This is a genomic window from Paenibacillus sp. FSL K6-1122 (assembly GCF_037977015.1).
Taxonomy (GTDB): Bacteria; Bacillota; Bacilli; order Paenibacillales; family Paenibacillaceae; genus Paenibacillus; species Paenibacillus amylolyticus.
The window spans coordinates 3,600,319-3,616,144 of record NZ_CP150272.1; the positions used below are offsets into that span (position 1 = coordinate 3,600,319).

Consider the following 15,826-nt stretch of genomic DNA (forward strand, 5'->3'; position numbering starts at 1 on the left):
CCGGCTTCTCCTCGCATGAATAACAGCACAGGAAAGGAGCAGGTCCACCGTGGAGAAACCTAATGTCTCCCTTAACTCGATGCCTCCGGCCTCGAGTCCGAAGGGAACCAGAGCACACTCGTTCTTTAAGCGACTTGTGCAGCAACGAACGCTTGCCTGGATGTGTATTCCTTTTGTCATCTGGGCTTTTATCTTCAAGTACCTGCCGTTATGGGGATGGACCATGGCTTTTCAGAATTTCAAACCGGCAAGGTCCTTCTCGGATCAGCAATGGGTAGGTTGGCAACATTTTAGTACGTTATTTGAAGACAATACCTTCTACCGGGTGCTGCGAAATACACTCGTTATGAGTTCCATTAAACTGGTGTTGGGATTTGTGACAGCAATTACGCTGGCTCTCTTGTTGAATGAGCTGAAAAATGTCATATTTAAACGTTTTGTGCAAACCGTCAGTTATCTGCCTCACTTTATCTCGTGGGTTGTTGCTTCCAGCATTGTATTAACAGTCCTGTCACCAGACGGAATTATCAATCTTCTGCTGATGAAGCTTCACCTGATTGACAGTCCGGTACTATGGATGGGGAAAGGAGAATACTTCTGGGGTATTCTGGGGGCAACTGAGGTCTGGAAAGATGTCGGTTGGAACACCATTATCTATCTGGCAGCAATTACGGCAATTGATCCGGCGCAATATGAGGCTGCCGAGATTGATGGAGCCAGTCGCTTCAAACGGATGTTATATATCACCCTGCCTGGCTTGAAACCGGTTATTGTGATCTTGTTGATCATGAACATGGGAAGTATTCTTGAATCCGGATTCGAACCGCAATATCTGCTGGGTAACGGGATGAATATGGACTATTCGGAGAATCTGGACATCTTTGTACTCAAATATGGATTAGGGATGGGGAACTTTTCCTTAGGTACAGCAGCTGGCATATTCAAAACGGTGGTCAGCTTCATCTTCCTTTTCTCAGCGAACTATATAGCGAAAAAAATGGGAGAGAGCAGACTATTCTAAAAGGAGGCCTATGCCATGCGTAAAGGAAACACATCCCGCTTGCGGAATAGCAGCACCGGGGATCGAGCGTTTGACACTTTTAACATCATCTTCATGGTATGTCTGATGATTGTGACGATTTATCCCTTTGTTAATATGATTGCCGTATCTTTCAATAATGCAAATGATGCCATTCGGGGTGGAATATATCTATGGCCTCGTGTATGGACACTGGACAACTACAAATACATTTTTGGCGAATCCGATATCTATCACGCAACTCTGATCTCGGCGCTGCGTACGATCATTGGAACCGTGGTGTCCGTCTTCTGTACAGCCATGCTCGCGTATACGGTTAGTCGTCAGGAATTTGTGCTTCGCAAGTTTGTTACGATGTTTTTTGTATTCACCATGTATTTCAGCGGGGGGTTGATCCCCGGTTATCTGCTGATTCGAGACCTTGGATTGATCGGTTCCTTCTGGGTATATATCATTCCGGGTGTAATCGGTGTCTTCAATATGATCGTCATCCGTTCATTTATTGAGGGTCTTCCTGAAGGCATTCTGGAGTCAGCCCGTATTGACGGGGCAGGGGAGTTCACGACATTTATCCGCGTTGTCCTGCCGCTAACGATTCCCGCAATGGCAACCGTATCACTCTTTGTAGCTGTGGGACAATGGAATTCCTGGTTCGATGTATTCCTGTACAACTCTTCCAATAAAGAATTAAGCACATTGCAATATGAGTTGATGAAGATTCTGCAAACTTCGACAACCTCAGCGACTTCATCAGCAAGTGATGCTTATCAGTCTGCCGAAAGCAATGCAACGGCGGTCACACCAACCTCGATTCGAGCGACCATGACCATTATTGCAAGTGTTCCTATTCTGATGGTGTATCCGTTCTTACAGAAATACTTTGTCCAGGGTATGACGATTGGTGGCGTGAAGGGATAGTCATGACCTGAATATAATTTCATTGAACTTATGAAAACGCAACAAACTATACCGTAGTAACGTCTATTCATCCATAGAATACAACAGGAGTGAAACAAATGCATGTAAAATGGATGACGATTATTGGTGCCGTTGTTGGCTCTATGCTTATAGGGGTGGGAACGGCAGCTGCGGAAGAAACGTTTGTTGATCTAAAGTATTCAAAGTGGGCAGAGGATGGCATCACGTATATGGCGAAACGGGGAACAGTAGCCGGATACGGCAATGGGATCTTCAAGCCAGAGGCACTTGTGACAAGGGCACAAGCTGTCACTTTTATGGTGCGCGAGCTCTATTCAGATCAGCTTCAAAGAGCAGTGGAAGGCACAACTTATTCCGATGTTCCAACTACACATCCTTTCCATCGAGAAATCATGATAGCTGCTAAAAATGGACTTGCAAGTGGTTTTCCTAACGGAACTTTCCGTCCGGACGCACCACTTAGCCGCGCAGAGACTGCGGCCTTCCTTACACGGGCATATGCACTCGTGGAAGGTAAGAACGCCGCAAAATGGACAGACACGGACAGGCATTGGGCAGCAGCACCCATTCTTATTATGAGTTCAAACGGCTTGGTCGGCGGTTATTCAGATGCCACCTTCCGTCCGAATCAAGCTGTCACGCGTGCTGAATATGCCGTATTTATGGCGAGAGTAATTCGCTTCGAACGTGAAGCGGCCATTCGGACACACGATTGGGACAAACTGATATCCTATATGACGGTGAGCGAGCAAGTTGGTCAGATGCTTATGCCCGACATTAGGCAATGGAATGGTAAAGCGACAACGACCGTTAATGAGGGGCTGAAACGCACGATCCATGATCAGGACTTGGGCGGACTTATTCTTTTTGACAAAAATATTGTAGACGTGACGCAGCTTACAACGTTCACACATGATATACAAAGAGAAGCAGGTGACATTCCTCTATTTCTTAGCATCGACCAAGAAGGAGGCGTTATTAAGCGAATACCAGGCGGTACGAACCTGCCAGGTCAGATGGCGCTTGGCGCAACTGGAGATGCAACACTAGCCGAAGCAGCTGGTCAGCTGACAGGGGAGGAGCTGAAGGCACTGGGACTGCAGATTAATTTTGGGCCAGTGCTGGACATCAACAGCAATCCAGATAACCCCATCATTGGTATACGGTCGTTTGGCTCGGAGGCGGATTTGGTGACACGGCTTGGTCTGGCAACAATAAAAGGGCTACAGCAATCAGGGGTGATGGCGGCAGTTAAGCATTTTCCGGGACATGGAGATACAACGGTAGATTCCCATCTTGGTATGCCTGTGCTTGCCCATAACCGAGAACGGCTTGATGCGGTAGAATTAAAACCGTTTCGGGCTGCAATCAAAAATGATGTGGAGATGATTATGACCGCACATATTGCTTTCCCTGCCATAGACAACGAACATGTCACTTCGCTCAAAGACGGTGAACGTGTGCCGATTCCTGCCACCTTATCGAAAAAGGTACTGACAGGACTTCTTCGCGGAGAGCTTGGATATGAAGGTCTCATTGTGTCTGATGCCTTTACCATGAATGCAATTGCAGAGCATTTTGGGGAGAATCAATCGGTAGAACGCGCCGTTTCCGCAGGTGTTGATATCATCCTTATGCCAAAAGATTCAGCAGCGGCCCATCAAACGCTGGTAAACGCGGTGAACAATGGAACGATCAAGGATGAAACCATACATGCATCTGTGAAACGAATCTTGGAGATGAAAGCGAAATATGGTTTATTTGAACGCAGTCAAACTCTTGCGCAAAAGCTAACTCAACTTAACGGTATCATCGGATCGAAGGCTCACCGAGCAGTGGAGCAGACAATCGCAGAGCGAGCGGTCACTGTACTCAGCAGTCGCAAAGGTATGCTTCCTGATCCAATTCAGCAAGGCGACCGGGTTGTTATTGTCGCAGCCGAGCAGGAACAGGCGAAACAGCTTGAGAAACAACTGTTGCAAGCCGCTAATAACCTGTCGTTAAAGACTGAAATATCACTTGTTGGACAAGGCAACATGAATGAAACGCTCCAGGCGATTGGCAAAGCCAATTATGTCATTCTTGCTTCTTACCAATTCCGCAATGTGGCCAGCCAGTTCGGGTGGAGTGATTATCAAACCTTGATTAATGCAATGAACAAGAGTAATCAGCGATACACGCTGTTGTCTCTCGGTAACCCTTACGAAACGATCTATTTGCAGAACGTGCGCTCAGGAATTGCTGTGTATGGAAAGCAGGAACCAAATACGTCTGCCGGGATCAAAGTATTGCTTGGTCAACTGAAAGCTGGAGGACAATTACCCGTACTAACGGATTAACGCTTAATTAATGAAGAAAAAAACGGATTCCAGCATACGGAATCCGTTTTTTATTTCAAACTTTTGTTTTATCGATCCATGTACCATGCCATCACTCGGGTATTTCTTCGCTACAAACAAAATGAAGCAGCATCTTCACAAATTGCTCCGTCATCCGCATATCCAATGAATTATCATGAGCACCACGAATAGTTACCATGCGCTGGAGCATGCCCATCATCGTTGTGAAGATAAACTGAGCCAGATCCAGCGGAGGGGACGGATTCTTAATACTGCCGTCAACAACGCCTTGGGATAAAGCGTCCATCAGGAAATGATTTTCTTTCCCGTTCTGGTTGAACTTATCATACTCTTCTCTTAATTCAGGGCTAAAATCATACATCTCATAGTTGATATCAAACAATTGAATAAACCGGATGTAGTCTGGATGATTCTCGGCATAAACAACCCATGCATTCAACATAACCGTGAGTTGTTCCCGCCCGTTTAAGTCCTTCGTTGAAGCACGGCTAACCTCATCCGTTAAATGTTCGATCAGTTGCATCTGAATGGCTAGAAGAAGCTCATCCATAGACTGGAAATGTTTATAAAAGGTCACTCTACTAAGTTCAGCTTTCGTACATACATCCTTAATCTTCACCTGGAGCAATCCATATTTCAAAAAAAGCTCCTTACCTGCTGCAATCAAATCATCACGATGTTTATTTCCCAATTGTTGATGCCAGTTTTCATTCACTTGTATACAATTGTCCTTTCTTCGAACGAAATGCGTTCAAGGTCAGTCCGAGAGAAGCGAGTAGCATAATTGCACCAAAAATATACGGGAAGTTTATGTTTTTGTCAAACAATAGTCCTGCGATCAGCGGCCCAATCACCGTGCCGAGACTGGAAAATGTAGTATTCAGACCCGATGCATAACCTTGCCGATCTCCTGCATTTTTGGATATTAACGTGCTGACCGAAGGTCGTAAAAACGAATTAAAGGCAAAGAATAACGCAGAAGCGAACAACAGAAACACAAGGTTGACCTTAATTAACATTAACAATAAAGCTATGGGTGTGATTATTAAGGAGAGACGGATCAACTTAACTTCACCTATTCTCTGTACGAACCAATCCAAAAGCCAGATCTGCACAACGATACCGATAATTGCGCCCAAAGTAATAATGATGGAGATTGTTGCAGCGTCGAATCCGTATTTTTGCTCTGCAAAAAGCGCGAATACTGTCTCATAACTCATGAGACCAAAGGTCATGACAAGCAACACAATCAAGTATTTGAAATAGGGGACTTTAAAAGAACTCCAGATTTTCTTGCCCAAGTGATCTCCTTTTTGAAGACGGATGGAGACCGTTCTTTTCTCGGGGGGAAGTGTCTCAGGCAATAGCAGCGTCATCAGGGCCGCAATCAGTCCCAGACCCGCTGCGAAGAAATAGGGCATGCGGATGCCCATCTCGGCGATGAGACCGCCCAGACCAGGTCCGAGAACCATCCCCAAGTTCATAGCTGCGCCGAAATAGCCCATGCCTTTTGCACGTGTCTCTGGCGTTGTAATATCGGCGACATATGCGAGGTTGGCAGGAACCATTAAACCGAGACTGATTCCACCGATAAACCGTGCGACATAGAGGAACGGCAATGACGTCGACAGCGCAAATATGATATCTGAAATGACAGACAGAAACATACCGGCAATGATCAACTTTTTGCGACCAAATCGATCAGACAGTTGTCCCCCGAGAGGGGAAAAGAAGAATTGAGCGGCACCGAAGGCTGCAACTAAAAATCCTGCTACTGTGCCTCCCGCATGAAAAAGCTTCAAATACTCCGGCAATATGGGGATGAGCATCCCTTGCCCCAATAAAGCAATAAACAGATTTAACATCAGAATGAACAGTGGAAAGCGAACTGATTTTGGTAATGTACTCATGTACGTCATTAACCCCTTCATTTACAACTTGTTAACCTTTACATTGTGTAAACCATTTTAAATGATTTGAAGGAAATATGTAAATCTTTTTTTTAGTGAGTAGAGTTATAATTGAATTCATATGGAGGTGGGAACACGTGAAATTAGAGGAATTGTTTACGGTACATGTGAACATTGAGAAATCATTTGATTTACAGAATAGCGAAGATGATTCGGTTGTCATGATTACTTTTACAGGCAGCGTAACCGGAAAGTACTTTGAGGGAATTGTGCTGGGTGGAGGAGTGGATACGCAGATCATCGGGAAGAATGGTGACCCGCATACGCTATCGGCAAGATACATGCTCCAAGGGACCGACAACACAGGTCATTCCTGCAAAATTTATATCGAAAATAACGGAAATATTGATAAAACGCTGAAAACTTCTTTATTTCGTACTTCCCCCAAAATGATTACAGACAGCAAAGCCTTATCCTTCTTGAACCGTGAGACACTTATTGGAGAAGGTCATCCGACGGAGTCAGGGATAGATATAAAAATATATAGAAAACCGCTGTAATGCGGGGCAAATAGCAATTATCTTTTTATTGTATGGCAGAGAAGATAGCTTCTTATAATGAAAAGTCAGAGTCGCTAAGGAGCGGCTCTTTTTGTTGTATGAGACTTTACGTCAATATTTATATGTACTCTTTTACAATTAATTAACATAGGATGGATACGGCGCAGACACTTCACACCTATAGTATGATGAGCGAAAATAAACCAATATCAGGCGGAATAAGGAGAAAACTATTCATTATGATGATCAAAAAAATCGGGATTTCAGTAGCATCACTCGCCATCTTAACGTCTGTAAGTGTATTTGACGCATATGGTGCAGGCTCCAAACGCATGATCGAAGTTTCTGAACAATCGGCTAATGTGGTTGTGAACGGACAAAGGGTGGAAGGCGAATCATTTCTCTACAATGGGGTCACTTATGTACCTGCAAGAGCGATTGGTGAAGCCTTGGGGCAAGAGGTAGACTGGGATAACAACACCCAATCGGTGTTTGTTGGACAAAAAATGGATGATCAGCAGGGATACCGCGGTACCAAAACGCCATATCCTTTTAAGGAAACAAGTTACACAAAAGCTCCTATTGGATATGAACCCATATTTATTAACTACATAGGGAGACATGGTTCCAGACATCTATCCAGTTCCAAGTACGACAAGACGTTATTTGAACTGCTCGACATCGCTGAAAAGGACGGGCAGATCACTAATCTGGGCAAAGAGCTGAAGAAGGAAATTGGCAATCTGATGAAGGTTGAAAAAGATCATTATGGATTGTTATCCACTACGGGTGGAGAAGAACTGAAAGGAATAGGGGCCAGAGTTGGGCAGAATTTCAAAGAACTCTTTACATCGGATAAAAAAGTGATTGCACAAGCAACCTTCAAAGATCGAACGCCGCAGAGCAGAGATCAGTTTATTGACGGGTTAAAGGAAAGCTTGGGAGATAACAAGGTAGACATTCTGGCTTCAGCTTTTGAAGAAGGGAAAGACCCCTATCTACGGCCCTACGACTTGGCTACGAAGTATAACGAGTACGTAGAAGATGGAGACTGGGTTAAGTTATACGAGGATTATGTCACACAGAACACTGGAACGCGTTATGCAAAAGAGGTCCTTCTGCAATTTTTCTCTGAAGGCTTCTATCAACGGCTGAACGCTGGAGAGTTTGAACTGAAAGATGAGAAGGGAAAAGTGAAGCTCAGCAACCCAACCGAGGCTGCTTCTAATCTATATGAACTCTACATCATTTCTTCGAATATTAAAGGAGAAGGTGACTTCGAATTCGGGCGGTATTTCACGGCTAATCAGTTAAAATGGTACGAGAGCATTGACAATATCAATGATTTCTATGAAAAAGGTCCATCTTTAACCTCAACGGATCTGCCGCAAAATATCATTGCACCTCTGGTCAAAGAGTTGATCGTGTCTACCGACCAGTCCATTCAGCAGAAAGACACGGCTGGTATATTTCGTTTTGCTCACGCAGAAACCATCATTCCACTATCTTCATTCCTGGATATCGCCGGAGCTAATGTGAGTATCGACAAACCGCAGGACGTGACCCAAAACTGGAATGGCTCGGTTATCTCACCAATGGGAGCAAATATTCAATGGATTCTTTATTCCAATGGTAAGGATGTTTTCGTGAAAATGCTTAGAAATGAAGAAGAGATCGCGTTCCCGATCGAAACAAAGACCTATCCATACTATAAGTGGGAAGATGTAAAAGCATATTACCAAAACAAACTGCAGAAGGTAGGCGTAAGCTTGGACAGCAGTTTGGAAGACAATATCGAGCTTTTACAGAAGAAATTCTAATCGGTGAAACGATATGCATTTTATATGAAAATAAAGACGAAGATGAAGAAAGCAACTCCTTTTCATGGAGCTGCTTTCTTTTTTTGCATTTTGAATGAAATGGACCAGTAAAAAAATCCTAAAACAAAATGTGACCAAATGCCGTCCGTAAGAGTGTTAGAGGTATAAAGGAGGGCATAACAACCATGCAGCGATCAGTGCCCCAGCTGGGCGATCATGTGATGAAAGTCTATGAGACATACGCGGATACGCTGTTCCGGATTGCCATGGTGCACCTCGGCAGACGAGAAGACGCGGAGGAAGCCACTCAGGATACCTTCATCAAACTAATAGAAAAAGCCCCTACGTTCAACGATGCGGAGCATCAAAAAGCATGGTTGATTCGGGTCATCACCAATCATTGCAAATCCTTATTAGGCAGAGGCTGGCGCAAACGGGAGGTCAAGCTGGAGGGAGTCGATCCTCTTACAACAGACAACCCTGAAGATCACGCGCTGATCGAACTTGTGCTGTCATTGCCCGTCAAGTATAGATCGGTGGTTCATCTGTATTATTACGAAGATTATCCGATTCGAGAAATCAGCGAGATCCTGGAGATTAGCGAATCAGCAGTGAAAATGAGATTGAAACGAGGAAGACAGCTGTTAAAACTGGAGCTGGAAGGAGAGGAACTGTAATGAACGAAGAACAATTCAAACAAAACTACAAGAAAGCGGTGGATCATATGAAAACAAACGAGCAAATGAAAAAACGGGTAGAGCAATCCTTAAACACGCAACATCAGGGACCAAAACGTCAACGTAAACCACTATACATTGCAGCAAGTGTTGTTATCGCTGCCAGCATTGGATTGGCTGCGCCAAGTGTATGGCAACAATTCAATGGACCAGCCGCACCAACACCACAGGTGGCAGCGGTGACTCCAGGAGCATCGTTTGATCCGATCGTGATTCCGAAGATGGAGTTGCCGAGTTCACAGGGCAAAGGCGCGATGGCTGATATGATGCAACTGGTTGTATATGGAGGAAACGTATATACACAGTCCCCAACATTGCTTGAAGGCGCAAATGCACTCAACCTGCGGGGTGAAAAGCTTGGTACTACAACTGGTGGCATCAATGAACTGAGCGGCCAGGATAAATATACGGAGCTTGCTTCCAACATTGGCGAAGCAGACATCTATGCGGTCAATGGCTACGACAAGGATTTCCGCATCATGTCTTACACCGAGATCGATGGTCAGGTGTATGCTCAGTTATTCGACAAGAACAACGGGATCACTATTGGTACTGGTGCCGACCTGATCGGCAAGCTTCATCTCGAAGGCAACATCGCCTCGGCGCAATGGGAGACGTTTAACAGCTGGAATAATGGATTGCAGCAGCTTCAACCGTTAGCAGCGGATGAATCACTGGAAAGCTTCATCTCATCGCTAAATGCTGCCAAACCGATCGCAACGAGCCCAGAGTTGGAAGAGAACCTCTACGGCAAGGAAGATCGCAAGATCATCTATCTCACGCTGGAAGACAAAACGCAGGTCCCACTGGTTCTGTTTGGTGAAGAAGGTATGGTTCGTTATGGTAATGTTCCGGCATTCCTGGAAGTGGAGAAAGGCGCGTTCCAATCATTCTGGAACAGCTTGGGCGAGTAAGGTGAAGACAGTAATATGGCTTAACCAAGAAGAGCGAACAGGGCACGCAAGTGCTTTGTTCGCTTTTTTCATCAACAAACAATCATTTGATAGGATTAGGCAATAAAATGATATGAATAGGATATGGATTCTTTCCCCTTTCAATGTAAAATGGGTACACCTAGTTTTAACTAAAAAGAAACAGGAGGTTAGATGAATATGAATCGAATCGAAAAGAGCCAGGAAACATATAAAAGACTATTCGGCGAGGGAGTTCCAGCGGCATATGCTACTGATCCTGAGTTACAGGACATATTAAGTCGCTTCATATTTGGTGAAATTTTTGATCAAGGCACTCTTGACGATAAGCAACGTGAGCTTATTACTTTGGTCGTACTGGCTACTAATCAAACGTTGCCACAGCTCAAAGCACATACTCGTGCAGCGCTAAATGTTGGGTTGACTCCAACGGAGATCCAAGAAGCAATCTATCAATGCGCACCTTATTTGGGATTCCCCAAAACCTTAAATGCCATATCGGAAATGAATGAAGTGTTCAAAGAGCGAAATGTTGCACTGCCTCTTGAAAGTCAAAAACGGGTTGAAGAAGATAATCGCTTTGACAAAGGACTTGGTATTCAAAAAGAGATTTTTGGCGATATTATTGAGAAAAACCGGGGAAATGCCCCGTCAAATCAGAAGCATATCCAGGACTATCTTTCAGCATTTTGTTTTGGTGACTTCTATACCCGTGGTGGTCTGGATCTGAAAACACGAGAGCTGCTTACTCTTTGTATACTAAGTACACTCGGAGGTGCGGATAGTCAAGTCAAAGCACACGTTCAGGGTAACATCAATGTTGGCAATAATAAAGAAACCATGATCACCGCTCTAACTCACTGCCTTCCCTACATGGGATTTCCTAGAACACTAAATGCTTTAGCCTGCGTTAATGAAATCATTCCAGAGAAATAATCTTCTTTATTTGAAACAACAGACAGTTGATTATCCCAATCAACTGTCTTCTTCTGGTTAAAAGGAAGGTATAGTAAAGAAATGAATGATTCAGTAGACACTTAAATGAACGTAAATCAGGAGGAATTATGGAGTTAAGAGTACTTCGATATTTTTTGACAGTAGCTCGAGTAGAAAATATCACACATGCTGCAACGATCTTACATGTGACACAGCCAACGTTAAGCAGACAGTTGGCTGATCTGGAAAAAAATTTAGAAACTCAATTGTTTATACGCGGTAAAAGTAAAATAACACTGACAGAAGCAGGCATGCTTTTACGTCAAAGAGCAGAAGAAATTCTCACTCTTGCGGATAAAACAGAGAAAGAGTTTAAAGATCAGAACAATCTGGTCGGAGGAACCATATCGATCGGGAGTGTTGAATCATTAACGTCCAATGTTATTTTACAATTATTAAAAGACTTCAATATGGAGTATCCGCAGGTTAAATATCACATCTATAGTGGAACGGGGGATGACATAAAGGAGCGAATCGATAAAGGACTGCTCGATGTGGGCATTTTGTTAGAGCCCATTCACATTGAGAAATACGATTTCATCAGACTGCCCCAGAAGGAACGCTGGGGAGTCCTTATGAAGACCTCATCACCTCTTGCCCAGAAAGAATATGTCACTTCAACCGATTTAGCCGGAGTGCCTCTGCTCATATCCAGCCGATCTGTCGTACAGAATGAGATTGCAAGCTGGTTTGCCGATGAGTATGCACATTTAAACTTCGTTGCGACCTATAATTTAATATCTAACATACTTAACCTCGTAGAGGAGGGGTTAGGGACGGCCATCTGTATTGAGGGTGCGCTTGCAATGAAGCAGTCTGACACATTATGCTTCAGACCTTTTCAACCGGAACTTCAGTTTCCAACAGTGATTGTCTGGAAAAAACATAAGGTATTCAGTCAAACGGAGGTACGTTTTTTGGAACATATCAGGCATGCCTTTCAGGCATAATAAAGTATGAATTATAGGTATTGGCTATAGCTGTTTATCAGATGATATTTTAAAGGTGTAATGAATGCAGCCTTTATGTATTTCAGATAAATAGCTTTTTTTATTGCAAAGAGAAGTTATTTAGAGCGCTTTTGGTCTCATTCATTTAGATGGCAACAACAAGAGGGGGCATTATTGGATGAGCAAGAAATACGAGAAGTTGGCTCAAGATATTGTAGAGAAAGTGGGCGGTAGTGAGAATGTATCCACTCTGACTCACTGTATGACTAGGCTTAGATTTGCACTGAATGATACTAATAAAGCAGATCAAAAAGCGCTTAAATCGTTTGACGGTGTTATTGATGCGGTTGAGAGCGGCGGACAATTTCAAGTCGTCATCGGCACACATGTTGAAGACGTTTACAAAGAAGTGATCAAGCATCTTCAACCTAACGCGAGTTCATCGGGTGAACCAACTCAAGCTAGAAAAGTTAGTATTTTGGGGAAATTAATCGATTTCGTCTCGGGGACATTTAGTCCGATTGTCCCTGCTATAGCTGGGGCTGGTATGATCAAGGCATTACTCGCTCTACTTATTTTGTTCAACTGGATTTCAAAAGATTCCCAAACCTACTATGTCGTAAGTCTTATGTCAGATGCTATTTTCTACTTTTTACCATTCTTGTTAGCGTTGTCGGCTGCAAATAAACTAAAATGTAGTCCCGTCTTAGCACTCGTTTTAGCCGGTGTTTTACTCCATCCCAACTTGACACAATTGCGTTTGGATGGGTCTGACGTAAGTGTTTTTGGAATCCCGCTAACTCTTGTATCTTACAGTTCTTCTGTAGTTCCAATTCTCTTAATCGTTTGGTCACAATCATATATTGAATCGTTGTTTAAAAGGATCATTCCGAATGCAGTGAAAGTTATTTTTGTTCCCATGTGCACTATTTTAGTAACGGGAATTCTGGCCTTAACCGTATTGGGGCCGCTGGGGTCATTTTTCGGAACCTATTTAGCGATGGGCTTTGAATTCTTGGGCGCACATGGTAGCTGGCTGGTTATTTTCCTGGTTGCAACCTTCTGGCCAATACTGGTTATGTTTGGACTGCACCATAATATTGTTCCTCTATCCATTGCTCAAATCACCACATCAGGTTATGAGAATATCCTCGGTCCTGGGGCGATGATCAATTGTATAGGTCAAGGTGTTGCGGCATTAGTTGTAGGGATGAGAACCAAGGATAAAGCATTAAAACAAATTTCAGCTTCCAGTGGGATCACCGCGTTGATGGGAATCACGGAACCAGCTCTTTACGGCGTAAACTTACCGAAGAGATACCCACTTGTCGCGGGTATGATTGGAGCTGCCAGTGGGGGACTATTTGCAGGGCTAATGGATGTTTCCCGTTACGCAACAGGCGCTTCAGGAATCCCGGCGATTCCTCTGTACATTGGTGAAAATATCTGGAATCTATATAACATTTTGATCGCACTTGTTATAACAACTGTCGTAACTGCTGTACTTACCTATTTGCTCAGTTTGAAATATGAAAAAGATGCACCTTCACAGAACACTGTTTCAAATGCGAACGAAGGGAGTGGGGTTGCGGATGAAGTCATTACAATTAAAGATTCTGTTATTGCAACTCCACTTAAAGGTCAGCTTATTCAACTTCAGGATGTACAAGATGCAGCGTTTGCCTCAGAGGCAATGGGTAAAGGAATTGCTATTGAACCTAGCGAGGGGAAAGTCATTGCTCCATTTGATGGCATGATTGTATCTCTATTTCCTAAGAAACATGCTATTGGACTATTATCCGATGAAGGAGTCGAAATTCTTATTCATGTCGGCTTAAATACGGTAAAGCTGAACGGAAAATATTTTGAAGCGTTCGTTGAAGAAGGTCAGAGAATTACAAAAGGACAGACCTTGCTAACTTTTGATCTGGACAAAATCAGACAAGAAGGATATGTCACTCAAACGCCCGTTATTGTAACCAATTCGTATAGTTACTCGGATGTGATCGCAGAGACTAGTCCCCAAAATATTGATTTTAACAATACATTGTTGGTTGTCAAAGCTTAACAAAACTACAGGTTAGGAGTGTGTTTTAATGACTTTAAGAAAAGACTTTTTGTGGGGTGGGGCAGTTGCTGCTAACCAATGTGAAGGTGGATATGCAGAAGGCAACAAGGGACTATCCACAGTTGATGTAATCCCGGCAGGGAAAGATCGTGTTCCTGTCATGCGAGGACAGTTAAAAATGTTGGAGTGTGATCAAGAACATTTTTATCCGAGTCATGAGGCTATTGATTTTTATCATCGGTATAAAGAAGACATTGCTTTATTTGCAGAGATGGGCTTTACGTGTTTCCGTTTATCTTTGGCATGGACTCGGATCTACCCTAATGGAGATGACGAGTTACCCAACGAAGAGGGTTTGAAATTCTATGAAAATGTATTTGACGAATGTTTGAAGTATGGCATTGAGCCGTTAGTCACCATTACCCATTTTGATGTCCCTATTCATTTGGTGAAAACTATTGGATCGTGGAGAAGTCGAAAAATGGTGGATTATTATGAGAGACTGTGTGAAACGATCTTCACCCGTTATAAAGATAAAGTGAAGTATTGGCTTACCTTTAATGAAATTAACATGCTGTTGCATCTACCTTTTGGCAGCTCAGGCCTAGTGTTTGAAGAAGGTGAGAATGAGGATGCTGTGAAGTATCAGGCGGCTCATCATCAATTGATCGCAAGTGCAAAAGCAACTGAAATTGCGCGTAGAATTAAACCGGAAATTAAAATTGGCTGTATGTTAGCAGGTGCCAACACTTACCCGTATACATGTGCACCAGATGATGTCTGGAAAGCCATGACAAGAGATCGCGAGCACTACTTCTTCGTCGATGTACAATCCCGAGGAGAATACCCAAACTATGCCAAGAAAATGTTAGAACGAATGAATATTCATTTAGCCATGGAAGACGGGGACGAGGAATGTTTGAAAAATAATACGGTTGATTTCGTTTCGTTCAGTTATTATGGTTCACGATTAACCAGTGCAGACCCGGAAGTAAACACACAAACGGCAGCTAACCTGTTTCCGACACTGCGCAATCCTCATTTGAAAACGAGTGAATGGGGATGGCAAATCGATCCTGAAGGTCTCAGAATTACAATGAACTCCTTGTATGACCGCTATCAAAAGCCACTATTCATCGTTGAAAATGGTTTAGGAGCGATGGATACTCCTGATGAGACGGGATATGTTGCTGATGATTATAGAATCGAGTATCTGCGTCAACACATCCAAGCTTTCATAACAGCAGTGGAAGAAGATGGCGTAGAGTTGTTGGGTTACACGTCCTGGGGTTGCATCGATTTAGTAAGCTCAAGTTCTGGAGAGATGAGTAAACGATACGGTTTCATACATGTCGACAAAGATGACGCTGGAAATGGTACGTTGAAACGCAGCAAGAAAAAATCCTTTGAATGGTTCAAAAAAGTTATTCAAAGTAACGGCAAAGAACTCTAATCGACTGAGCAGTAACGTATGAAGTCATCGACTTATGCGTTACTGCTTTATCCATTTATCGC

13 protein-coding genes are annotated in these 15,826 nt (G+C 43.5%); 11 read left to right on the plus strand and 2 right to left on the minus strand.

The genetic code is table 11. The features are described from left to right. Window positions 1-79 precede the first annotated feature (79 nt). The 3 genes from NSQ20_RS16385 (at window position 80) to NSQ20_RS16395 (ending at window position 4,317) form a co-directional block, all read left to right on the plus strand. Entirely contained in the window at window positions 80-1,021 is a 942-nt protein-coding gene (locus NSQ20_RS16385; RefSeq protein ID WP_047844314.1) for an ABC transporter permease subunit, read from the plus strand. Window positions 1,022-1,036: 15 nt separating this feature from the next. Next, window positions 1,037-1,957, plus strand: a complete 921-nt coding sequence (locus NSQ20_RS16390) for a carbohydrate ABC transporter permease (protein WP_036615816.1) — start codon at window positions 1,037-1,039, stop codon at window positions 1,955-1,957. Between the two features lie 98 nt (window positions 1,958-2,055). Next, window positions 2,056-4,317: a glycoside hydrolase family 3 N-terminal domain-containing protein gene (locus tag NSQ20_RS16395; RefSeq protein ID WP_340030322.1), complete on the plus strand. Its 2,262-nt coding sequence runs from the start codon at window positions 2,056-2,058 to the stop codon at window positions 4,315-4,317. A 91-nt stretch (window positions 4,318-4,408) separates the two neighbouring features. On the opposite strand, the gene NSQ20_RS16400 is transcribed toward NSQ20_RS16395, so the two are convergent. Further along, entirely contained in the window at window positions 4,409-5,053 is a 645-nt protein-coding gene (locus tag NSQ20_RS16400; protein ID WP_036615814.1) for a TetR/AcrR family transcriptional regulator, read from the minus strand. Next, window positions 5,046-6,248, minus strand: a complete 1,203-nt coding sequence (locus NSQ20_RS16405) for a tetracycline resistance MFS efflux pump (RefSeq protein WP_036671164.1) — start codon at window positions 6,246-6,248, stop codon at window positions 5,046-5,048. Before NSQ20_RS16405 ends, NSQ20_RS16400 begins: the two co-directional genes overlap by 8 nt. Window positions 6,249-6,385: 137 nt before the next feature. Here NSQ20_RS16405 and NSQ20_RS16410 point away from each other — a divergent pair, with 137 nt between their 5' ends. The 8 genes from NSQ20_RS16410 (at window position 6,386) to NSQ20_RS16445 (ending at window position 15,764) form a co-directional block, all read left to right on the plus strand. Further along, on the plus strand, window positions 6,386-6,808 hold the full coding sequence (locus NSQ20_RS16410; RefSeq protein WP_340030323.1) for a DUF3237 domain-containing protein: 423 nt from the start codon (window positions 6,386-6,388) through the stop codon (window positions 6,806-6,808). Window positions 6,809-7,047: 239 nt separating this feature from the next. Beyond that, window positions 7,048-8,628: a histidine-type phosphatase gene (locus NSQ20_RS16415; RefSeq protein WP_340030324.1), complete on the plus strand. Its 1,581-nt coding sequence runs from the start codon at window positions 7,048-7,050 to the stop codon at window positions 8,626-8,628. A gap of 185 nt (window positions 8,629-8,813) precedes the next feature. Then, window positions 8,814-9,305, plus strand: a complete 492-nt coding sequence (locus NSQ20_RS16420) for a sigma-70 family RNA polymerase sigma factor (protein WP_036615805.1) — start codon at window positions 8,814-8,816, stop codon at window positions 9,303-9,305. Further along, window positions 9,305-10,279 (plus strand): hypothetical protein, encoded by a 975-nt coding sequence (locus NSQ20_RS16425; protein ID WP_340030326.1) that lies wholly within the window; start codon window positions 9,305-9,307, stop codon window positions 10,277-10,279. The genes NSQ20_RS16420 and NSQ20_RS16425 overlap by 1 nt, the downstream gene beginning before the upstream one ends. Before the next feature lie 198 nt (window positions 10,280-10,477). After that, entirely contained in the window at window positions 10,478-11,233 is a 756-nt protein-coding gene (locus NSQ20_RS16430) for a carboxymuconolactone decarboxylase family protein (RefSeq protein ID WP_340030328.1), read from the plus strand. A 128-nt stretch (window positions 11,234-11,361) separates the two neighbouring features. Then, entirely contained in the window at window positions 11,362-12,243 is an 882-nt protein-coding gene (locus NSQ20_RS16435; RefSeq protein ID WP_340030329.1) for a LysR family transcriptional regulator, read from the plus strand. 178 nt (window positions 12,244-12,421) lie between these two features. Further along, window positions 12,422-14,311, plus strand: coding sequence for a beta-glucoside-specific PTS transporter subunit IIABC (locus NSQ20_RS16440; RefSeq protein ID WP_340030330.1), 1,890 nt, complete (start codon window positions 12,422-12,424; stop codon window positions 14,309-14,311). Between the two features lie 28 nt (window positions 14,312-14,339). Beyond that, window positions 14,340-15,764 (plus strand): 6-phospho-beta-glucosidase, encoded by a 1,425-nt coding sequence (locus NSQ20_RS16445; RefSeq protein ID WP_340030331.1) that lies wholly within the window; start codon window positions 14,340-14,342, stop codon window positions 15,762-15,764. Window positions 15,765-15,826 lie beyond the last annotated feature (62 nt).